This window comes from Bacillus solitudinis (assembly GCF_002797395.1).
GTDB classification, from domain to species: domain Bacteria; phylum Bacillota; class Bacilli; order Bacillales; family Bacillaceae_D; genus Halalkalibacter_A; species Halalkalibacter_A solitudinis.
Window position 1 is genome coordinate 2,773,404 of the sequence record NZ_KZ454943.1, and the last position, 23,347, is coordinate 2,796,750.

Below are 23,347 nucleotides of genomic sequence, written 5' to 3' on the forward strand. Positions count from 1 at the left end.
TTTATCTTTGCATGACTGAGATTTTTTCAAAAGATGTTCCTTTGTCAATTACTACAACATCCTCACTCAGTAGAGTGGTTCCGTCGGGGATTATAGTGTCCTCAGTTACAATTACTTTTTTTAAGTTAACATTTTCTCCTATTTTAACGCCTGGCATAATGATTGAATCCTCAATTGTACTATTAATAGAGACTTCAACATTGTGGAAAAGAATGGAGTGGTTTATTGTGCCATCAATCATACAACCTTCATGGACTAATGAATTGGTTATACTTGCTTCTTGAGATATGAATTGAGGGGGGAGATTAGGATTAACGGAATAAATTCGCCACTTTTCATCAAGAAGTTGAAGAGAAGTAGAGTTTAATAAATCCATATTAGCTTCCCAAAAGCTTTGAACGGTACCGACATCTTTCCAATATCCGTTAAAAGGATATGCAACTAAATTTCGTTGATCCGCTAGCATAGCAGGGATGATGTCCTTGCCGAAATCATGACTTGAATATTCAAGTAGAGCATCAACATTTAAATATGACTTTAGTGTTTCCCAGTTAAAAATATACACACCCATTGATGCAAGGTTACTTTTAGGGTAGGGAGGTTTTTCTTCAAATTCAGTAATCTCCATGTTCACATCAGTGTTCATAATTCCAAACCGAGATGCCTCCTCCCAAGGAACTTCAATCACTGAGATTGTTGCGTCAGCATTACGGCTTTTATGGAAATCTATCATTAAACTGTAATCCATTTTATAAATATGGTCACCTGATAAAATGATAATATATTCTGGTTGGAATTGTTCAATGAAACTACAATTTTGATAAATAGCATCAGCGGTCCCTTTATACCAAGAAGCACCTTTTTTCTCGATAAATGGTGGAAGGCAGGTTAAGCCGCCTTGACCTAAATCCAGATCCCAAGGCGCTCCATTCCCCAAATGTCGATGCAAAATGAGATGCTCGTACTGAGTAAGTACCCCGACGGTATCAATTCCTGAATTAGTACAATTGCTTAATGGGAAATCAATAATGCGGTATTTTCCCCCAAAGTGTACGGCAGGTTTTGCAATTTTGCTTGTAAGACTTCCTAAACGCTTTCCTTCGCCTCCCGCAAGTAGCATCGCAACGCATTCTTTCTTTTTATTCACACAGACTCCTCCTAAAAGCTAAAATGAACAACGGATAATTCGACAGTTATGCAAACAAGCATAGTCAAACGAATCTATCTATGTATATGTTTTGGAGAGCGCTCACAATACCAGTTTGTTCTTTATTTTTTATTTTTATTTTCTCTAAAATCACTTAACCTTTTATCAGAACTAAAGTAAGACTTTTTACCTGTTCAAATAATTATTTTAAATTTTCGCTAGAAACGGATATTATTTTGTAAATATTTCAAGTTGGTTATTGCAATTAGTAGTAAAGTCTCTGTTTATTCCTTGTTTTTACCTAAATAATCGGGAAAATAGCGAGAATAACAAAAAAGTATAGCTAAAATGATGGTATTTATAATAAGATAGATACAAATCTATAAGACTAGGGTGAGGCTTGTGTCCGTTCAGATAAAGCCGTTTTATGACAAAGAAAAAACCTGTTTATATTGTAAAAAAACCTTTAGTACTAAACGTTTACGTACAAGATTTATAAGAATTGAGAAAATTGATAGTGATTTCCATACTGAATATAAAGACCCTAAATTTAATCCCGTTTATTACGAAGTTGATGTTTGTCCGCAGTGTGGGTTTGCTTCTTCGGAGATGTTTTCCTCGCATTTTCCATCTGGTACAACTCAAGTAATAGCAGAACAGTTTAAAAACTGGAAAGTACAGGATTTTGGACAAGAAAGAGAATTAGAAGTGGCGATTCGGGCCTTGAAATTGGGTGTCTTATCAGGCATTTTAAAAAAAGAAAAAGAAGTCGTTGTCGGTGGACTCTGCCTACGTTTGGCTTGGCTTTACCGGTCTTCAGAAGACGAAGACCAAGAAATCCGGTTTTTAAAGAAAGCTCTTGATCATTATAAAGAGTCGTATCAAAAATCAGATTATCTTGAGACTCAAATGTCAGATATAAAGTTGATATATTTAATAGGAGAGTTGAGTCGGCGTCTTGGAAGGGATGCTGATGCAATTAATTATTTTTCTAAAGTCATCCAACATAAAAACAAAGCATTTGAAACGAAAATTGTCGATATGGCGAGAGAACAGTGGTATAGCATTCGTCATCAAAGTGAGCAGCGAGCGACAATTTAGAGAGAAAAATCACATTGAATAATAGAGCTATGATAAAATAAACAACAAAACAACTATGCATTTCGACAGGTTTTTACTGAGCGAGAAGCTTTGGAGGAATAGAAGTGAATGTGAAACATGTGAACGCTATTTGCCAAGCTACGAGAGGAATACTATCAAGTCATTTTGGTATAGATGTAACCCTGCTTGCGCCTAAGGCGGGTACTGGGAGTGTACCGTCAAATGACATATCCGTTATACTTGGTGTGAAAGGTCAATTAACAGGTCAAATCATTTGTTCCTTCTCAGAAGATACAGCGAAAAAGATTGTAGGAGCAATGATGGGTGGAATGATAATAGAGAATTTGGACGAAATGGGCTGGAGTGCTGTACAGGAATTCGGAAACTGGGTGGCAGGTACGACAGCTACAGAGCTCTCCAAGGAAGAATGTATTATTGATGTCACGACTCCAATTGTGAACGAGGGTGAATCGAAATTTCATGCTGGAAGTCCATTTGTTACAGTACCATTAGATAGTTCAATTGGTGGAATTGATGTTCATATTTCAGTAAAAGAGCAATAAAAAAGCGAATTCGGTGGTGCTAATCATCGATTCGCTTTTTATTATTCTAAAAAAAGGCTGGTTAGGTATATAACAATTAGTAGTAAACATTTCTATACAAAGACTTCATCAACGTGTAAAATAGTCTTTTAGGAATTTTGGTTAAAGTTTAGCAGGCAAGGGAGATGAGAACATGTCTGATATTGTAGATGTTTCTAGATTTGAAAAAAAGATGATTATTCGAAACACTGAGGAAAAAGATTTTGATGCGCTTTTAGAGATGCAAAAACTATGTTTTCCAAATATGGATCCATGGGAGCGAGAGCACTTACAAAGCCATATAAATATATTTAAAGAAGGTCAATTTTGTGTTGAATATGATGGGGAGATTATTGGTTCATGCTCAAGTTTAATAATTAATTTTGATGAGTATGACGATCAGCATACATGGGATGAGATAACAGACAATGGTTATATTACAAACCATGACCCAGAAGGATTCAATCTCTACGGAATTGAAGTAATGGTTCATCCAAAGTATCGCCGTATGAAAATTGGTCGCCGGTTATATGAAGCAAGAAAGGATCTTGCGCGGGAACTCAATTTAAAAAGTATAATTATCGGAGGAAGAATTCCGAATTATTATAAGCATGCTGATAAATTAACCCCACGTCAATATGTAGAAGAAGTTTCCTTTCATAATATTTTTGACCCTGTTTTGACGTTTCAAGTGATGAACGGTTTTACGTTAAAGCGGATTAATCAAAATTATTTGGAGGATGACAAAGCATCAATGCGTTATGCCACCTTAATGGAATGGAATAACATTGATTACCGTCCAACGACGCCAAAGCGCCAATTTAAAACAGCATTTCCAGTTAGAATTACGACGATTCAATATGAAATGAAAAAGATTTACTCATTTGAAGACTTTGCTGGGCAATGTGAGTATTATACGGATGTTGCTGCAAGTTATAATTCTGATTTCGCTGTTTTTCCGGAAATCTTTACTTTGCAGCTATTATCATTTTTACCGGAAAAAAGCCCAAGCCAAGCGATTCGTCGTTTAACAGAATTTACAGAGGATTATATTGAATTATTTACGACTCTAGCAGTTAAATATAATGTCAATATTATCGGTGGGTCTCATTTCGTTGAAGAAGAAGGGAAGATTTATAACATTGCTTATCTATTCCGTCGAAATGGAACAATTGAGAAGCAATATAAGCTTCATATAACACCAAATGAACGTAAATTTTGGGGGATTACAGGTGGAGATAATGTCAATGTCTTTGATACGGATTGCGGAAAAATCGCTATTCAAATCTGCTACGATATTGAATTTCCAGAACTTGCGCGTATAGCTGTTGATAAAGGAGCAAATATAATCTTTACCCCTTTCTGTACAGATGATCGCCAAGGTTATTTACGTGTTCGTTATTGTTCACAGGCTAGAGCTATTGAAAATCAAGTATTCACAGTTCTTTCGGGAACTGTAGGGAATTTATCTGAAGTTGAAAACATGGATATCCAATACGCCCAATCAGGGATATTTAGCCCATCTGATTTTACGTTTGCAAGAGATGGTATTGTTGGTGAGTGTAATCCTAATATCGAAACGGTTGTCGTAGGAGATGTTGATTTAGAAAGTTTAAGACGTCATCGTCGTGCAGGCAGTGTCAATCAATTACGGGATCGCCGACATGATATTTACAGTATTCTTTATAAGCAAGACTAGCAAAAAGGCTGTAACCTTAAGGATTAAAAGGTTACAGCCTTTTGCGTTTACGAGGTTTACCTCTCTTCTTGGATGGAAACGATGATAATACATCTAGAATAGAACAGGCTGTTCAAAACTACTATGTCTTAGTCTAACATCACGATAAATGAAAAATGGTATGTACCTTGTTTAGTGGTGTTAAACAATTTTCTCTTACCTACAGATTAGTTTAATGTAAGAGGGAGTCCATCCTTTTTGAACAGCCTCTAGAAGGAGAGATATGTCATGAGAATGGAAAAAGAAAAAACAGTACCTCCTTTATATTTAGCTGGTGCGCTGCTGCTTTGTTTAACGATAATATTGATATATCAGAGTTTTTTTATAAAAGAAGAAGTGACGATGTGGCGTATTGAGCTTGTTGGATCTGACGAGACTTACGGCACGGGCGAGGTAGTTAACCTTCAAATGTTTCTTGAGGATGAAGTAGGAATGCCTATTGAAGATGCAACGGTTCATCTTACGCTCGACAGACCTGATACTGTACATAACCTAGATAAAGTAATGCACCACGTCGAGGGGGGCCTGTATGAGAGAGAAGTAATTTTCTCTCTACCGGGACTCTGGATAGGAATGGTTGAAGTGAATAGAGGAAGAAAGATTTACTTAAATCAATTTCTACTTAAAGTGGAGGGACCAATTATTTCGGAAGAGAAACGAGATCCAGCGGATAATTTTAATTCAAACCAACCAGAAGCAGAGAAATTCTTCAAATGATAGAGAGGAGAAGGTAGACTTACCTAGCTTTTTCTTCATTCTCCGTTTAAATTGCGATATGATATATAGTAGTGATTTAAAAAGGGAGAGAAGTCAATTGTCAAGCTCGCACGTAACAGGAAGCTTTCAACTTATGAAATCTTTAAATCGTTCGGTCATCTTAAATACAATTCGTCAATATGGACAGATTTCAAGGGCTGATATTGCTAAAAAGACGAAACTAACCCCTCCAACTGTAACTAATATTGTCGGGGAATTATTAGAAGCAGGTCTTGTGAGAGAGAGTGAAGTCGGGGAATCAAAAGGTGGTAGAAAGCCCATATTACTAACCATAGCTTCAAAGCACTCTTTTATCATCGGCCTAGATGTTGGGGGTCATCATGTACGTGCAATTTTAACAGATTTAAATGCAGAGATTGAAATACAGCAAACAGTTGAGCTACCATCTCGTTTGGATAAAGAAATATTACTTCAAAATTTAGTATCTATTATTGGAAAGTTGCTGGCTGAAACATCAATTCCAAAAGAAAAGCTACTTGGAATTGGTGTTGGCATGCATGGGATTGTTAATTATCAAAAAGGGGTCTCTGTATTTGCACCTAATTTTAATTTAACAGATATCCCGATAAAAGAGCACTTAGAAGACCATTTTTCTTTACCGACCTATGTTGAAAACGATGCAAGAGCATTAGCATTAGGTGAAGCTTGGTTTGGAAATGGACGTGATATAGATAATGTAATTTGTATTAACGTGGGGACCGGAATTGGAGCTGGGATTATCTTAAATCATGAGCTTTTTCACGGGGAAAATGGAATCGCTGGTGAGTTTGGACATATGATTGTTGATTTAAATGGGAAAAAGTGTACATGCGGGAGCTATGGTTGCTTACAAACGATCGCAAGTGGTGGGATGTTACGAGAGCATGCGTTAAAGGAAATTGCTTTAGGGAGAAAAACGAAAATTATTGAAAAGGTTGGGGCACAAACGGATTTAATTACTGGCTCACTCATCCATCAATGTGCGTTAGAAGGGGATAATCTCTCAATCCAAGTTTTGGAAGAAACAGGCAGGTATTTGGGGGTAGGAGTGACGAACTTAATTAATCTTATGAACCCTAATAGAATTATTATTGGTGGAGGTGTTTCAAAAGCAGGGGACTTTATTCTTGAACCGATTCGAGAAGTAGTCAAACATCGTGCTCTTACTCCAAAAGCAAGAGAAACTGAGATCGTTATATCTAAGCTAGGTGAGTACGGAACTGTAATAGGGGCAATAACGCTTGTCCTTAAAAATATTTTTTCTCCGCATGTTTCATGAAAACGGAGGCTATAGAAAAACCACTGCGCATAAGTGGTTTTTTTATGTTATAATCTTAATAAATTAATTTAATTAAGTTAAGGGCGAGGTGTTAGAGATGTCAAATCAACAGGCATTACTAGAACAATTTCAGGTGACTTTCTCTCCAAATGATAAGAAAACTAGACTATTCTTTGCTCCCGGTCGAGTGAATCTTATTGGCGAGCATACTGATTATAATGGTGGTTATGTATTTCCAGCAGCTTTAACAATTGGTACGTATATGGTGATTCGCGAGCGTGAAGATGGGATGTTCCATTTAGCAAGTACAAATTTCGAACAAAAAATTTCGTTTTCAATAGAAGAACTCTCCTATAAAACAGAGGATGATTGGGGTAATTATCCGAAGGGAATTATTCGGGAATTAGTGGATGCGCATGTATCTATAAAAGGAGCAGATATTTTATTTGAAGGGACAATTCCGAACGGAGCAGGTCTTTCATCATCAGCTTCAATTGGAATGGTAACAGCTTTTGGATTAGCAGCGTTAGCTAATGCATCAATTTCTCGAGTTGAACTGGCAAAGCTGTGCCAACGAATGGAAAATCATTTTATCGGAGTCAATAGTGGGATTATGGACCAGTATGCAGTAGGACTTTGTAAAGAAAAGCATGCGATTTATCTAAACACAATGACAATGCATGCGGAAGATGTACCATTAGAGTTGCACGGTCATAAAATCGTTATTACGAACACAAATAAACGTAGAGGTTTAGCGGATTCAAAATATAATGAGCGTAGAGCGGAATGTGAAGAAGCATTAGCAAGAATTCAAAAAGAAATGCCTTCTGTTCAAACCCTCAGTGATTTAACGGAATTAGAGCTCCCTACCATCGAAAATTTAATAGCTGATGAATGTTTATTTCGCCGTGCAAAGCATGTTATAACTGAAAATAAGCGTACAAATGATGCAAAAGAGGCACTTGAAGCTGGAGACCTTCAATTATTTGGTCAACAAATGATTGGATCTCATGTTTCTTTAAGAGATGATTACGAAGTAACAGGTAAGGAATTAGATTCATTATTTGATGCGCAACGTCAAGTAAATGGCTGTGTAGGAACCAGAATGACGGGAGCGGGTTTTGGTGGTTGTACAGTAAGTTTGGTTAAAGAGGAAGCTGTTTTAGCTTTTCAGGATGAGGTAAAGCACAAGTATGAAGTCGAAACTGGGCTCGTACCGACTTTTTATATTTGTGAAGCTGGAAATGGTGTTCATGAGATTCAGATGGAGGTGCAAGGCTAATGGCAATATTAATAACTGGTGGAGCAGGCTATATTGGAAGTCATACCGTCCTTTATTTTCTCGATCAAGGAGAGGATGTTATCGTTCTTGATAATCTAGATAAAGGACATCAGCAAGCCATTCTAGGAGCAACGTTTTATCAGGGATCTCTTCAAGATGAAGCCTTGTTAGACAATTTATTTTCTAAGCATGATATTGAAGCAGTCGTTCACTTTGCTGCGTCCTCTTTAGTTGGTGAGAGCGTCGTGAAACCGCTTGAGTATTATGAAAATAATGTCATTGCTACGCACTCACTTGTTAAGCAAATGGTGAAGCATCAAGTAAAAAATATTGTCTTTTCATCAACAGCAGCGACATATGGAGAGCCAACCTCTATCCCAATTAAGGAAAGTGACCCTACTAATCCAACAAGTCCTTATGGTGAAACTAAGCTCGCTATTGAAAAGCTTTTCCGTTGGTGCGACGGGGCCTACGGATTAAAATCTGTTAGCTTACGATACTTTAATGCAGCAGGAGCAGATCCTAAAGGACGAATCGGGGAGGACCATACTCCAGAGTCACATTTGATTCCGATTGTTCTTCAAGTGGCACTTGGTCAAAGAGATAGTGTCCATATCTTTGGCGAAGACTATCAAACAGAAGATGGCAGCTGTGTAAGGGATTATATCCATGTAATGGACTTAGCAGAAGCACATTATTTAGCACTACAAAAACTACGTCGGGATAAAAAAACGGCGGTTTATAACCTAGGAAATGGAACCGGCTTTTCCGTTAAAGAGGTGATTGAAACATGCCGAAGCGTGACCGGTCATTCAATTCCAGCAGTTGTTTCTGAGCGTAGACCAGGAGATCCTGCAACCTTAATTGCCTCAGCTGATTTAGCTCAAGATGAGCTTGGATGGACTCCGAGGTATAATAAATTAGATGCCATCGTGGAGCATGCTTGGAATTGGCATAAATCTAGGCCGCTTGGGTATGGAAATTTCTAACTTGTTGGTGACTCCTTTCCAATATCCTCTGACTCGATTATAATGACTATGTAGTTAATTCGTTCGAAAAAAAAGACTGCAGTAGCCAACAGATTATACTTCTAGTCCTGTTGAGCTGTTGTAGTCTTTCTTTGTCTAAAGTTAGGGGGATTATGATGGCCCATACATTTTCTGGGGAAATGAGAAATCATTACATATATGAATTAAAAGATAATGAATTTGACGTACTCATTATAGGTGGAGGGATTACGGGGGCGGGAGTGGCATTAGATGCACAAGCTCGTGGCTTGAAAACAGTTCTCATCGAAATGCAGGATTTTGCAGCGGGTACATCAAGCCGAACAACGAAACTTAATCACAGTGGATTACACTACTTGAAGCAGTTTGATGTAAAGCTGATCTCAGAGGTAGGGAAAGAACGTGCAATTATTCACGAAAATGCGCCTCATGTCACAACACCCATGTGGGTGCTTTTACCATTTTATAAAAATGGTAATTTTGGCAAGTTATCAACTTCGCTAGGGTTGAAAATGTATGATAATTTAGTTGAGGTTCGAAAAGAAGAACGAAGATTTATACTAAATAAGAAAAAAACGACCGAAAAAGAACCTCTTTTAAAACAAGAAAAGTTAAAAGGATCTGGTCTATATGTTGAGTACCGTACAGATGACGCGCGACTAACAATCGAAGTCCTTAAGGAAGCAGTTCGGCATGGCGTAAAAGCCGTGAATTATGCAAAGGTTGAATCGTTCTTGTATAAGGAAGGTCGAGCGGTTGGAGTCGTTATCGTTGATCAACGCTCTGGGGAAGCTTTTAAAGTTTATGCCAAAAAGATAGTAAATGCTTCTGGACCATGGGTAGATACGTTGCGAGAGCAAGATCGTTCAAAAGAAAAGAAACAATTAAAGCTATCAAAGGGTGTTCATCTTGTCTTTAATCACACTAGATTTCCAATCCAACAAGCAATTTACTTTGATGCGGATAAAGAAGGCCAGATGATGTTTGCTATCCCTAGAGACGGGAAAACATATGTTGGGACCACCGAGACGTTGTATGAAAATCATATTGCAGAACCGCGGATGACTGAATCGGATCGAGATTATGTACTATCATCTATTAACGAAATGTTTCCAATGGTGAAACTATGCTCACAGGATATTGTATCGAGTTGGGCAGGTTTACGCCCACTCATCTTTGAACCGGGGAAAAAAGAATCTGAACTCTCAAAAAAGGATGAACTCTTTGTTTCTGAGTCAGGGCTTGTCTCGATTGTAGCAGGAAAGTTAACAGGCTATCGGAAAATGGCTGAGCGAGTTGTAGATTTGATTGTAAAGGATTTAAGAGGAAACTTTGTCTGTGAAACGGATTCAATTACGCTTTCTGGTGGTCATGTTGGTGGAGCTACAGGATTTGAGAGTTTTAGGAAGACTAAAATAGCTGAGGGGCAGATGCTAGGCTTAGAGACAGGAAGAGCAGAAGAGTTAGTTCAGAGATATGGATCTAATGTCTCAAAAATATATGCAAGAATGAAAACAAACAAGAAACAGTCGGAAGCATTTCACCTTCCATCATCGCTTTTAGCTGAACTAAGGTATGGAATTGAGGAAGAAATGGTTATTACTCCTTTAGACTTTTTTCTGCGACGAACAGGTGCTGTTTTTTTTCAATTAGACTGGGTTGAAAAATGGAAAGTCTCGATCCTCCGTTATTTTAGGGATTTATTTGAGTGGAACGAGGAAGAATTAGCAAAAAATGAAGCTGAACTTGCAAAAGAAATCTTTTTTGCAAAAACAGCTATACCTGACGAAGTTGAACATAAACATTAATAGTCTTGACTTTATTCTACGTTTTATAAAGGATTTTATTAGAATACGTGGAATTGTTAAACGTATAGGTTGTTACTAGGCTGTTAGGAGGAGATTGGATGGGTTGGAAAGAACTTTACAAAAAATGGTCATCATTTAGTGCGTTAGAGGCTGAATTAATGAATGAGTTAGAGTTACTAAGTGGACAAGAGGTACAATTAGAGGATTGCTTTTACAAAAACTTAGAATTTGGTACGGGTGGGATGCGTGGCGAAATAGGCCCAGGTGTTAATCGTATGAATACCTATACTATTCGTAGGGCTGCTGAGGGGTTGGCTCGCTATATAGAGGCACGGGGTCAAGAAGCGAAGGATAGAGGGGTAGTTATTGCTTTCGACTCGCGCCATAAATCACCGGAGTTTGCTTTACAGTCAGCTCTTACACTTGGGAAACATGGAATTAAGACCTATGTTTTTCATGATTTACGACCAACTCCAGTGCTTTCTTATGCTGTAAGACATTTAAATGCTTATTCCGGAATTGTTATTACAGCAAGTCATAATCCTCCAGAATATAACGGGTTTAAAGTATATGGTCCTGATGGCGGCCAGCTTCCTCCTGGACCTGCAGAAGAACTCGTTAGCTATGTTGACAGCATTGAAGACGAGCTACTTATTGAAGTTGGGGACGAGTTGGATTTAAAAGGACAACGATTACTTGAAATTGTTTCTGAAGAAATTGACAATGCTTATAATGAAAAGCTACAAACGATTCTAGTAAGGCCTGAACTTATAAAAGAACAAAGCGAGGAAGTAAAGATTGTATTTACCCCTTTACATGGGACTGCAAATATACCTGTAAGACGGGCTTTAGAGACGGCGGGCTTTAAAGACGTTACGATAGTTGCGGAACAGGAATTACCGGACCCAAATTTTTCAACTGTTTCTTCCCCAAATCCTGAGGAACACGCTGCCTTTAAACTTGCGATAGAGTATGGGGAGAAAGAAAACGCCGATATACTGCTCGCTACAGATCCTGATGCTGATAGAGTAGGTCTCGCTGTTAAAAATCATGATAATCAATATACGGTGCTGACAGGTAATCAAACAGGTGCATTAATGCTTAATTATTTACTAACCCATAAACAATTAATCCCTGAAAATGGAATTGTTTTAAAGACAATTGTTACTTCAGAGATTGGGCGGGCTATCGCTGAGCAATTTAATTTAAAGGCAGAAGATACCTTAACAGGATTTAAGTTTATTGGTGAAAAAATGGGACAATATGAACGCAGTGGTGACCAAACATTTCTATTTGGCTATGAAGAAAGCTATGGCTATTTAATTGGAGATTTTGTTCGAGATAAGGATGCTGTTCAAGCGTGCTTGCTAGCTGCTGAAATGGCAGCCTACTATAAATCTAGAAACATGAATTTGTATGATGGGTTACTCGAGGTTTTTGAAAAGTATGGTTATTATCTTGAAGGATTAGAGTCGTTAACGCTAAAAGGGAAAGCAGGAATTGAAAAAATCAATCAAATATTAACATCATTCCGTGAAACGCCTCCTACTGAATTAAATGGTACACGTATTGCATATATTGAAGATTATCTAGAAAGTAAAGAAACAGCTGTTATATCTGGTGAAACCGCTACGATTCACTTACCTAAGTCAAATGTCCTAAAGTATAAATTAGAAGATGGATCTTGGTTCTGTATACGTCCATCAGGAACTGAGCCCAAGGTTAAGTTTTATTTCGGTGTTAACAAAGATACATACGAAGCAAGTCAGGCTGCACTTGAATCATTAAAGCAGTCAGTGATGGACCAGGTTTATGACATCTCTAATAGTTTGGTGAAATGATGTTTAAAGAGTAGTGTGATGAGGGAGGGTATCCTAAGGGTTCAACAGAACCTTTTGGATACCCATTCTTATAAAATCTTTGTTAAATTAATTTACTAACTAAAATGATTGATGTAAGATAAAACTAAGAAAAAGCTTTCCTCTTTAAAAGTGGAGGAGATAAGTAAGAGAGGATGTCAACGGTGAGTGTAAACATTCATAAACAAATAGAACGACTCCTACAGTATGGGTTAAAAAAAGACCTCATAACGAATTGGGATATCGAATATAGTCGAAATCAACTACTTAAAATTCTCGATCTTGATGAAGCTGAACCAGTAACTATACAAAATGAGAATTTAGAAACGCCTGTAGATATATTAGGAGAAATTTTAAAATGGGCAGTAGAACATCATCGTCTTGAAGAAAATACAGTTACTTATCACGACCTTTTAGATACACAAATTATGGGCTGCCTAACGGCGAGACCATCTGAAGTAATTAAGGACTTTTACAAGAAATATCATGAAAGTCCTGAAGAAGCAACAAAGTTATTTTATGATTTTTCGAAAAATGTTCATTATATTCGTACGGATCGAATTGCAAAAAATGAACATTGGTACGCACCGACTGAGTACGGGGATTTAGAAATTACTATTAATTTATCAAAACCAGAAAAAGACCCAAAAGCAATTGCTGCAGCAAAGAATTTAAAATCAAGCTCTTATCCTAAGTGCTTGTTATGTAAGGAAAATGTAGGGTTTGAAGGCAGAGTGAATCATCCTGCTCGTCAAAACTTACGAATTATTCCACTCACTTTAACAAAGGAACAATGGTATTTACAGTTCTCGCCTTACGTATATTACAATGAGCATGCAATTGTCTTCTTAGGTGAGCATGAGCCAATGAAAATCTCTAAGAAAACATTTGCAAGATTGCTCGAATTTATTGAACAGTTTCCACATTATTTCCTTGGTTCAAATGCAGACTTACCGATTGTGGGCGGTTCAATTTTAAGTCATGATCATTTCCAGGGTGGTAGTCATGATTTCCCAATGGCAAAGGCACCCATTGAGAAAAGCTTTACCGTGAATGCTTATCCTGGTGTTAGTGCAGGTATTGTAAAATGGCCAATGTCCGTTGTTCGTTTACAAGGAGATTCACAGGAACAACTTATTCATGCAGCAGAGTATATTCTAGAGAGTTGGAAGCAATATGAAGACCGCTCTGTTGATATATATGCATTTACTGGTGAGATACCTCATAATACAATTACTCCAATTGCAAGACGTCGTGTAGAGCTTTTTGAGATTGATTTGGTTTTACGAAATAACCGTACGACAGAAGAACATCCGGATGGTTTATTCCATCCTCATGCAGAGGTTCATCATATTAAAAAGGAAAACATCGGGCTTATTGAAGTGATGGGCTTAGCTGTCTTACCTGGGCGCTTACAGGAAGAACTAAGTGAACTTGCGGATGTACTCCTTGATGAGAAGGCTAAGCAAAAAATTGAACAGAATGAGATTATATCCAAGCATGCCGGTTGGGCTTTACGAGTACGAGAAAGCCATCCAGAGTTATCTGGATCAAATGTTCTAAACATATTACATGATGAAGTTGGTCAAGTCTTTGCTAAAATTCTTGAACATGCAGGTGTTTTCAAGCGGGATTTAGAAGGTCAAGCTGCTTTCGAGAAATTTATGCACTCTTTAAACAGTGAAAAATAAGTATCGATAAGGTTAGAAAAAGAATATCCCGTCATTATACAAGGATGTACAAAAAAGAGGAAAACTTTTTGTACATCTTTTTTCTTTTTCATGATATTGCTGGTAGACACATAAAGTGTTATAAGCAGGATGAAGGAGGGGTAATGATGACAACTGAACAATGGAGGCAATTGGAGCGGTCAATTGCTGAGATAACAGAGATAGCTGAAGGGTTTGGTCTTGATTTTTATGAAATGCGATACGAAATATGCCCAGCAGAAATTATTTATACATTTGGGGCATATGGAATGCCGACAAGATATAGCCATTGGTCGTTCGGAAAACAATTCCATAAGATGAAATTACAATATGATTTAGGATTAAGTAAAATCTATGAACTTGTTATTAACTCAGATCCCTGTTATGCCTTCCTATTAGATAGTAACTCTTTAATACAAAATAAGTTAATTGTCGCACACGTATTGGCGCATTGTGATTTCTTTAAAAATAATGTTCGCTTCTCAAATACGCGACGAGACATGGTTGAGAGCATGAGCGCAACAGCTGAACGTATTGCTAATTACGAGCATGTTTATGGAAAGGAAGAAGTCGAGAAATTTCTAGATGCGGTTCTAGCGCTACAGGAACATATCGATCCAAGTATGGTTAGACCAAAATTGGCTTGGAGCATGGATGATGAGGTTGAGGAAACTCGTAAGCGTGCAAGTGAATATGAGGATTTATGGTCATTAGATGGTGAGAAGAAAAGTATTGAGCCAAAACAAAAAAAGCGTAAATTTCCACCAAGTCCAGAGAAAGATCTTTTGCTGTTTATTGAAGAATATAGTCGAGAATTGGAACCATGGCAACGGGATATTTTAACAATGATGCGTGAGGAAATGCTATACTTTTGGCCGCAATTAGAAACAAAAATTATGAATGAAGGCTGGGCATCGTTTTGGCACGCGCGTATTTTACGTGAAATGGATTTAACAGGAGAAGAAACAATCGAATATGCGAAATTAAATGCTGGTGTTGTTCAACCATCAAAAACGTCAATAAACCCGTATTACCTTGGGATAAAAATATTTGAGGACATTGAAGAGAGATACAATAATCCGACGGAGGATATGATGGAAAGACAAGGTGTAAAGCCTGGAAGTGGTAGAGAAAAAATGTTTGAAGTTCGAGAAATTGAATCAGATATATCCTTTATTCGAAATTATTTGACGAAGGACCTCGTTATGCGTGAAGATATGTATTTATTTCAGAAACAAGGTCCTGATTATAAAGTTATTGATAAGGAATGGCAAAGCATTCGTGATCAACTAGCCCAATCGAGGGTGAACGGTGGTTTTCCTTATCTTGTAGTAACAGATGGCGATTATTTGAAAAATGGAGAGCTATACATTACACATTCATTTGAGGACACCGAACTGGATATTAGCTATTTAGAGAAAGTTCTTCCGTACCTTCATCAGCTATGGGGGAGGACAGTTCATATTGAAACAACAATAAATGAAAAGCTGGTTGATTTCATTTATGATGGAAGTAAAGTACACCGAAAGTATATATAAAGAAAAAACCACATTCAAAATGAGGGCACTGAAAAAGGAAAAGCACCCTTTTTCAGTGCCCTCTTAATGATGAAGGGGGATAAACCTTCTGGTCAGTAGAGTTCTTCTGGATATACGTTCCACAGTATAATACAATATATAAATGTAAGTTAACAAAGTGGTCTTGCAACTGTAAGGAGGTAGCAAATTGAACCGAATGACTTTTTATTATTTTTTAACTAGTGTCATATGCTTAATTGTCATCGTTTTATTAGTTCAGTTATTGGTGAAAACGCTTTATTTACCTACCTCTTTTTCAGAGGGATTAAATAATGAAAATGAGTATCATGTCGTTTTAATAGCAGAGGAAGTGGACAATAATTATTGGAGGCTTTTAGAAAAGGGAGCAAGAGAAGTTGAAGAGGAAAGAAATATTATACTTGAGTACAAAGGTCCAAATCGATCTAATGTTGAGGAACAGATGAAAGTTATGGATATGGCGATAGCCTCTAAGGCTGATGGGATTATTGTTCAAGCCTCAAATGAGGAATTATTCACACCTATAATTAATAAAGCAGTGGAAAATGGAATACCAGTTATTACTATTGATGCCGATGCGCCAAATAGTAAGCGTTTTGCATATGTAGGAACTGATAATTACCTATCAGGCTGGAAAGCTGGTAAAGCTCTTGCTGAGGATATGAAGGGACAAGCAGTTGTTGGTATTATCACTGGAAGTCTTACTTCTTCACATATGCAGCAACGAGTTCAGGGCTTTAAAGATGCAGTGAGTCACTTAAAGGGGATAGAGATTATAGCGATTGAAGAATCAAATATTATGAGAATAGAAGCAGAAGAAAAGGCAAATAAAATTCTTACTGAGTTTGAGAATATTACAGCTTTTTTGGGAACGAGTGCTCTTGATGGTCTAGGGATACATGCTGCAATTAAGCGTTTAGGCAAAGAAGATCAGGTGTATGTTATTGCTTTTGATGCATTGCCGGAAACCATGAAATTACTTAAGGAAAATAAGATACATGCAGTCGTTGCTCAAGAACCTTATGAAATGGGAATTAAGGGAGTTGAGCTATTAATATCTGTCTTAGAGGGAGAATTTGTAGAAGACTTAAACTATACAAGTACGAACATACTCCGTAATACGATTGAGGTGAAGAGTCAACGACCATGACAAAAATACGCTCAAAATTACTGATTTATTTTTCGGTTATAATTTGTTTAATTATTACGATATCATTATTACTATTCGAAGGTAATCAAAAGGTTTTTGATTTATATGACGAGAGCTTAGAAAGGTTCTTACTTTTAAATGAAGTAACTCAGTCAACTAATTTGGTGGTTCAATCATTGTCTATTTATGCACTTGAACCAGTGCCTAACAACCTTGAAGAATTTGAGAGAAATAAGTCAAGTCTTACCAGTTTACAAGGTCAAGTTGATAATCTTGTTCAACGTGAAAATCAACGTATTTCGATTGAAAATTACGAAAAAATGATTTCTAGTTTTATAAGACAGTCCGACCGGGCCATAGAAGGAGTTCAGTTAGGTCAAATCGAACGTTACTCTTACCATATTAGTGAGGCGGAAACCATTGCCAATTATATCCATGAAACGACACTTTCATTAATCAATGGGGAACTAAATCATTATCAGGATGTGTTTCCTGAAGTAAATGAAAGCATAGATAGTATCCAACAAATTGGGTTAGTCATTTTTTCTGTGATTATTATATTTAGCGCATTGTTTGCATTTTGGTTTTCAAATGGTATAACGAAAACGATTAATAGTTTAACAGAAGCTGCAAGAGAAATCTCTAAAGGGGTTTTTACAGGTAAGGATGTAAATGTGTCAACAAAGGACGAACTTTGGTTTTTAACAAAAACATTTAACTATATGCGTCAGAATATTCATCACCTTATTCAAGAAATGGAAGAAAAGTCACGACTTGCCCAACTATTAAAGGAAATGGAGCTACGTAGCCTACAAAATCAAATTAATCCACACTTTCTTTTCAATACGTTAAATACGATTTCAAAAACGGCTTACTTAGAAGGTGCTGAACGAACAAATAAGTTGATTTATTCAACGTCCTCATTGCTTAGGTATAATCTTGGAAACCTCGATAAACCAATTGTCCTAAAAGATGAAGTGAAAACGGTTCAGGATTATTTTTTTATTCAAAAAACACGTTTTGGTGATCGAGTAGAATTTGATTTAAATGTCGAAGAGACCTGTTTATCTCTTTCCATTCCGTGTTTAACCTTACAACCAATTGTTGAAAACTCATTTATTCATGGAATAGAAGAGCTTACAGCAGGCGCTAAAATCGGGTTAAATATTTACCGTGACAATGAGGAAGTTATTATTGAAGTGTCTGATAATGGAGTTGGTATGGATAAAGAAACACAAAGAAAGCTTCTTGCTACAGGAGATGGTGGCGATGAGGAGGACCTAAAGAAGAGTGGGCAGGGACACTCCACAGGAATAGGGATGAAAAATGTCATAAGTCGACTTGAAATCTTTTACAAGAAAAAATGTTCGGTTTCGATTGAGTCTGAGATTAATCTAGGAACAAAGATTACCTTAAGACTTCCGTTTACTTTTTGAATTTAATCGCATGCCTTCTTTAATAATAGTTCTAACTATATTGTCGTTGGTTTTATATTTTGCGATCACTTAATAGAGAACCTAAAGAAAGGGATTACCTCGGTATGCACTTTTCTTTTTTTGGTAAACGTAAAGTCTGGAGTCATCAATGTGAATAATTTATTTGGCAAAAAGAGCGTATTTAAGTTTAAACCGATACAAAATTCAAAAAATCGTTGAGCGGGTGTTCACTTGTTCGAATATTTCTACTATAATATAGAGATAGAAATGAGAAGTTGTTTAAAAACTTACAAATAGAGGTGTCTATCATGAAATATGGGTTTGCAGAGCGCGTTCGTCATCTTCAATCTTCGGCCGTTCGCGATATTTTAAAAGTAGTCGGTCAAGGAAACGTCATCTCATTTGCTGGCGGATTACCAGATGATGAGTTATTCCCAATGGAAGGGTTAGAGGATGCATTTCAACGTGTTTTTGCAACCGGAAAAAGTTCATTGCAATATGCAGAAACAGCTGGATATCGCCCGTTAAGAGAAGTTATCTTAGATAGAATGGCACGTAAAGGGATTGATAGTTATTCTCCTGACGAAGTACTTCTAACCACAGGTTCACAACAAGCAATAGATTTGTTCTCACGAATAATGATTACACCGGGAGATATTATCTTAACTGAGGACCCAACATATTTAGCTGCTCTGCAGGTGTTTAAGTCCTACGAAGCTACAGTTATCGCTGTTGATTCCGATAATGATGGGATGTTACCAGAAGATTTAGAAGCGAAAATAAAGGAACATAAACCAAAATGTGTTTATGTGGTACCAACGTTTTCAAATCCCGCTGGCAGAGTATGGTCACTCGAACGTAGAAAACAATTAGTTAATCTTGCGCACAAGCATCATATCGTTATTTTTGAAGATGACCCTTATGGGGAAATACAATTTCTGAAAAATGAAACGTATACGCCACTGGCTGCACTTGATGATGGTACGCATGTTCTTTACACAAGTACGTTCTCAAAGACTGCTGTACCTGCTTTGCGGACAGGATGGATTGCTGGGCCATATCAAGTTATCCGAATGATGTCACAAGCAAAGCAAGCAAATGACTTACATTCAAATTCATTGGCTCAGCAAGCTCTTTACCAACTTTGCTGCCACTTTGATTTAGATGGTCATATTCAGAATTTAATTAATGTCTATCAAAAAAGAATGGAAGTAATGGTGCGGTGTCTAGAGGAAGCAAATCTCTCGAATATGCATTTTGTAAAGCCGAAAGGTGGCATGTTTCTTTGGATTGAATTAGATGAAAGAATTAATACAGCTGAACTATTAAATGAGGCAGTAAAACGTGGTGTTGCGTTTGTACCAGGAGAACCATTCTACGCAGGCATACCGAAAAAGAACACGATGCGATTAAATTTCACTCATTCAACTCCAGAGAAGATTGAAAAGGGAATGGAGTTATTAGTGAATCTACTTGCTGATACAGCTGAACAGCAACATCTCTATACGTAAAATGATATAGAAAAAAAGGGTGTCAACAAGGTTATGTAACCATGTTGACACCCTTTTACTAACTTTTACTCTACACCAGTACTAAAAAAACCAATTGAACTTAAGAAAATGAGGAAAATTGCAATTGGTGCTAAATAGCGTAGAAGGAAAAGCCAAAGTTGACCGATAGCAGAATCGCCATAATCTGAATCACGTAATGCATCGGCTTTCTTCCAACCCCAGCCCATAAATAGAGCAATAATTAAACCACCAAGAGGTAAGAAGATATTTGAAGCAATAAAGTCAAAAGAATCAAGGATATCTCTATCTCCAATAATGGAAATATTCGATAATACACCTTGACCTAATGATGACGGAATTCCTATTAAGAAAATAATTCCCCCAATAATTAGAACTCCCTTTTGGCGAGTCCAAGAAAATTTACGAATGAAATAAGCGACGGCAACTTCAAGTAACGAAACGGCAGATGTTAATGCAGCCGCTGCTAGTAGGAAGAAGAAAGCTAAACCGAAGATTCCACCCCCAAAACCAATACTATCAAATACATCTGGCATAATCATAAACACGAGTCCAGGACCAGAGTCTGGGGCAATTCCAAATGCAAAAACTGCTGGGAAAATCATAATACCGGAAATAATTGCAAATAGCGTGTCTAATCCGGCTACGCTATAAGCTGCTCCTGGTAGATTTTCCTTTTGAGATAAATATCCACCATAGGTAATTAACGCGCCCATTCCTAGGCTTAATGAGAAAAACGCTTGACCAAGCGCAGCAATATAAATTTTGGGGTCTGCAAGAGCACTCCAATCAGGAGTAAATAAAAAGGCAAGGCCTTCAGAGGCTCCACCAAGCGTTAAACTGTAGATAGAAAGAACAATGAGCAGGATACCGAGTAGTGGCATTAAAATTTTATTCGCTCTTTCAATCCCTTTTTTAACACCTACGAAAACGATTCCAATTGTTAACACCATAAAGATAAACTGCCATATTAACGGATGCCATGTGTTCGTGATGAAGTTAACGAAGAATCCATCGTATCCTTCAGCTGGCATTGTCCATAAATTACCTGTTAGATAATTAACGAAGTAGTACGAAATCCATCCAGCAATCACACCATAAAATGATAAAATCATAAACGCTGCCGCTACACCCATAATCCCTGCGACTTTCCACGGCTTACCTGGTGCAAGTTTTTCGAATGAGCCTACAGCATCACTTTGTGCTTTTCGCCCAATTGTAAACTCCGCCATAATAATAGGAATTCCGATTAAAAGAATGCAAATGAGATAAATTAGTAGAAATGCTGCTCCCCCATTTTCTCCTGTGACATAGGAAAAGCGCCATACATTTCCTAAACCAACTGCCGAACCCATTGCTGCTAAAATAAAACCTAATCTAGAAGTCCATTGTTCGCGTCCTTGTTCTGGCACAAGTATTCCCCCTTTAGAAGTTAAAATAATAATTCTGATATACTATACCATAAAAATAAAAAAAGTTGAGTAAGAAATTCCGCAATTTCACATAAAAAAGTCAATTACTTATATATTGGCTTTTTCCACCATTTTTAAACGTGAAATTCTTTCTTCAGGATTTGGTTTTATTTTATAAAGCTTTATAGACTACTGGGGAATTCCATAAATTCTCAAAATAAAAAATACATATCATCTTACATTTTAACCACACTATAAGTACACAAGGAGGTGAGATACATGGCAAACAACAATAGTTCAAACCAACTTCTCGTACCTGGTGTCCAACAAGCTCTTGACCAAATGAAAATTGAAATTGCTCAAGAATTTGGTGTTCAATTAGGCGCAGATGCAACATCTCGTGCAAACGGATCTGTAGGTGGAGAAATCACAAAGCGTCTAGTTCAGATGGCTGAGCAACAAATGGGTGGTTTCCAACAACAATAATTATTATATATGATGGCTTTAAAAAGAGGTGAGGTCGTTCCTCACCTCTTTCTTAAAGTGAATATGAGGTGCTTTATGTCTATGTGTCCAATTTGTAATGGGTTTGAGAAAATTAAACAAACATGTAGTTATTGTGAAAATGAACTTATTGATTATGGTCGAATTTTAGACTATGAGGGTAAATATAGTGCTTATGAAGAAATTGAGATAAAAAAAGAATGTGATGAAATTCCGAATGATGCAAAAGAAAGTCAATGTGCTCATTACCTAACTTGTGTCGGTTGTCAGCAATCATCTATTTTTTTAGTTCAAGAACAGTAAAAAGCGCTTTTCATCAGTTATGATAAAAGCGCTTTTTATTATTTGTTTATTAACGGATACGTAGTTCAGAGTCTTTATCAAAGAAGTGACACTTATTCATGTCAAATGCAAGATCAATTGACTGTCCACTAGTAATATCTGTTCTAGAATCAACACGTGCTACGAAATCTTGACCCAACACCGTTGAGTAAAGAATAGTTTCAGCACCTAATAATTCTGCTACATCGATATCTGCCTTAATTTTTGAACCAGGTGAAGATTCAATAAATACTAGCTCATCATGGATATCTTCAGGACGAATACCAAGGATTAATTCTTTGCCGTCATATCCATTTTCTTTAAGAAGCTTAACTTTACCAGCAGGAACATTAACAGAAACCGCTGGTGAGTCAGCGCCGCCAATTTTGAATGTATCTCCTTCTAATTTCCCGGCAAGGAAGTTCATAGAAGGTGAACCAATAAATCCACCAACGAATACGTTTTCTGGGTTATCGTATACATCTTTAGGTGAACCTACTTGTTGAATGAAACCATCCTTCATAATGACGATACGTGTTGCCATTGTCATCGCTTCAGTTTGGTCATGAGTTACATAAATTGTTGTCGTTTGAAGACGCTTATGAAGCTTTGTGATTTCTGCACGCATTTGTACACGGAGCTTTGCATCAAGGTTTGATAATGGCTCATCCATTAAGAATACTTGAGGGTCACGAACGATTGCACGTCCAAGAGCCACACGCTGACGCTGACCACCTGACATTGCTTTAGGCTTACGGTCAAGCATTTCAGTTAATCCCAAGATTTTTGCTGCATCACGTACACGCTCATCAATTTCAGCTTTTGGAAATTTACGAAGCTTAAGACCAAATGCCATGTTATCATATACATTCATATGGGGATATAATGCATAGTTTTGGAAAACCATCGCGATATCACGGTCTTTAGGAGCAACATCGTTCATACGCGTGTTCCCAATAACAAGGTCACCCTTTGAAATATCTTCAAGACCTGCAATCATACGTAGAGTTGTTGATTTACCACAACCAGATGGACCTACGAATACGATAAACTCTTTGTCTTCGATATGAAGATTAAAATCTGTAACCGCTGTAACGTCACCATCATAAATTTTATAAATATTTTTCAATTCAATATTAGCCATGTTTTGTTACCTCCTCGAGTTATTAAAC

At 37.2% G+C, this 23,347-nt stretch carries 19 protein-coding genes; 16 read left to right on the forward strand and 3 right to left on the reverse strand.

Annotated features, from left to right (window positions below):
• Position 1: 1 nt before the first annotated feature.
• Positions 2-1,120: a glucose-1-phosphate adenylyltransferase gene (locus tag CEF19_RS13410; RefSeq protein WP_319830097.1), complete on the reverse strand. Its 1,119-nt coding sequence runs from the start codon at positions 1,118-1,120 to the stop codon at positions 2-4.
• A 429-nt stretch (positions 1,121-1,549) separates the two neighbouring features.
• Between CEF19_RS13410 and CEF19_RS13415 the strand changes: the two genes are divergently transcribed.
• The 14 genes from CEF19_RS13415 (at position 1,550) to CEF19_RS13480 (ending at position 19,920) form a co-directional block, all read left to right on the forward strand.
• Positions 1,550-2,248 (forward strand): DUF2225 domain-containing protein, encoded by a 699-nt coding sequence (locus CEF19_RS13415; protein ID WP_100406509.1) that lies wholly within the window; start codon positions 1,550-1,552, stop codon positions 2,246-2,248.
• 104 nt (positions 2,249-2,352) lie between these two features.
• Positions 2,353-2,811, forward strand: a complete 459-nt coding sequence (locus CEF19_RS13420; protein ID WP_100406510.1) for a chemotaxis protein CheX — start codon at positions 2,353-2,355, stop codon at positions 2,809-2,811.
• Between the two features lie 172 nt (positions 2,812-2,983).
• Positions 2,984-4,528 (forward strand): bifunctional GNAT family N-acetyltransferase/carbon-nitrogen hydrolase family protein, encoded by a 1,545-nt coding sequence (locus tag CEF19_RS13425; RefSeq protein WP_100406511.1) that lies wholly within the window; start codon positions 2,984-2,986, stop codon positions 4,526-4,528.
• A 267-nt stretch (positions 4,529-4,795) separates the two neighbouring features.
• Positions 4,796-5,284, forward strand: coding sequence for a FixH family protein (locus CEF19_RS13430; protein WP_100406512.1), 489 nt, complete (start codon positions 4,796-4,798; stop codon positions 5,282-5,284).
• A gap of 97 nt (positions 5,285-5,381) precedes the next feature.
• Positions 5,382-6,602, forward strand: a complete 1,221-nt coding sequence (locus CEF19_RS13435; protein ID WP_227521986.1) for an ROK family transcriptional regulator — start codon at positions 5,382-5,384, stop codon at positions 6,600-6,602.
• Between the two features lie 97 nt (positions 6,603-6,699).
• Positions 6,700-7,884: a galactokinase gene (locus CEF19_RS13440; RefSeq protein ID WP_100406514.1), complete on the forward strand. Its 1,185-nt coding sequence runs from the start codon at positions 6,700-6,702 to the stop codon at positions 7,882-7,884.
• Positions 7,884-8,873 carry a UDP-glucose 4-epimerase GalE gene (gene galE / locus CEF19_RS13445; RefSeq protein WP_100406515.1) on the forward strand — a complete coding sequence of 330 codons (990 nt, stop codon included), beginning with the start codon at positions 7,884-7,886 and terminating at the stop codon, positions 8,871-8,873. The genes CEF19_RS13440 and galE overlap by 1 nt, the downstream gene beginning before the upstream one ends.
• Before the next feature lie 152 nt (positions 8,874-9,025).
• A complete protein-coding gene (locus tag CEF19_RS13450; protein WP_406565359.1) occupies positions 9,026-10,699 on the forward strand; it encodes a glycerol-3-phosphate dehydrogenase/oxidase in 1,674 nt (557 codons plus the stop codon).
• A 98-nt stretch (positions 10,700-10,797) separates the two neighbouring features.
• Positions 10,798-12,540, forward strand: coding sequence for a phospho-sugar mutase (locus tag CEF19_RS13455; RefSeq protein WP_100406517.1), 1,743 nt, complete (start codon positions 10,798-10,800; stop codon positions 12,538-12,540).
• Between the two features lie 173 nt (positions 12,541-12,713).
• Positions 12,714-14,249: a UDP-glucose--hexose-1-phosphate uridylyltransferase gene (galT, locus tag CEF19_RS13460; protein WP_100406518.1), complete on the forward strand. Its 1,536-nt coding sequence runs from the start codon at positions 12,714-12,716 to the stop codon at positions 14,247-14,249.
• Between the two features lie 146 nt (positions 14,250-14,395).
• Complete coding sequence (locus CEF19_RS13465; protein ID WP_100406519.1) at positions 14,396-15,805, forward strand: SpoVR family protein; 1,410 nt, start codon at positions 14,396-14,398, stop codon at positions 15,803-15,805.
• Between the two features lie 196 nt (positions 15,806-16,001).
• Positions 16,002-16,973, forward strand: a complete 972-nt coding sequence (locus tag CEF19_RS13470; protein ID WP_227522098.1) for a sugar-binding protein — start codon at positions 16,002-16,004, stop codon at positions 16,971-16,973.
• Positions 16,970-18,409 (forward strand): sensor histidine kinase, encoded by a 1,440-nt coding sequence (locus tag CEF19_RS13475; protein ID WP_100406521.1) that lies wholly within the window; start codon positions 16,970-16,972, stop codon positions 18,407-18,409. The genes CEF19_RS13470 and CEF19_RS13475 overlap by 4 nt, the downstream gene beginning before the upstream one ends.
• A 308-nt stretch (positions 18,410-18,717) precedes the next feature.
• On the forward strand, positions 18,718-19,920 hold the full coding sequence (locus tag CEF19_RS13480; RefSeq protein WP_100406522.1) for an aminotransferase-like domain-containing protein: 1,203 nt from the start codon (positions 18,718-18,720) through the stop codon (positions 19,918-19,920).
• A gap of 65 nt (positions 19,921-19,985) precedes the next feature.
• On the opposite strand, the gene CEF19_RS13485 is transcribed toward CEF19_RS13480, so the two are convergent.
• Positions 19,986-21,350 (reverse strand): sodium-dependent transporter, encoded by a 1,365-nt coding sequence (locus CEF19_RS13485; RefSeq protein WP_227521987.1) that lies wholly within the window; start codon positions 21,348-21,350, stop codon positions 19,986-19,988.
• A 279-nt stretch (positions 21,351-21,629) separates the two neighbouring features.
• Between CEF19_RS13485 and CEF19_RS13490 the strand changes: the two genes are divergently transcribed.
• Together CEF19_RS13490 and CEF19_RS13495 are read left to right on the forward strand one after the other, a co-directional pair.
• Positions 21,630-21,836: an alpha/beta-type small acid-soluble spore protein gene (locus tag CEF19_RS13490; RefSeq protein WP_088102703.1), complete on the forward strand. Its 207-nt coding sequence runs from the start codon at positions 21,630-21,632 to the stop codon at positions 21,834-21,836.
• Positions 21,837-21,911: 75 nt separating this feature from the next.
• A complete protein-coding gene (locus CEF19_RS13495; protein ID WP_100406523.1) occupies positions 21,912-22,157 on the forward strand; it encodes a hypothetical protein in 246 nt (81 codons plus the stop codon).
• Positions 22,158-22,206: 49 nt separating this feature from the next.
• Here the strand turns inward: CEF19_RS13495 and CEF19_RS13500 are convergent, their stop codons facing one another.
• Positions 22,207-23,319, reverse strand: a complete 1,113-nt coding sequence (locus CEF19_RS13500; protein ID WP_100406524.1) for an ABC transporter ATP-binding protein — start codon at positions 23,317-23,319, stop codon at positions 22,207-22,209.
• Positions 23,320-23,347: the final 28 nt, after the last annotated feature.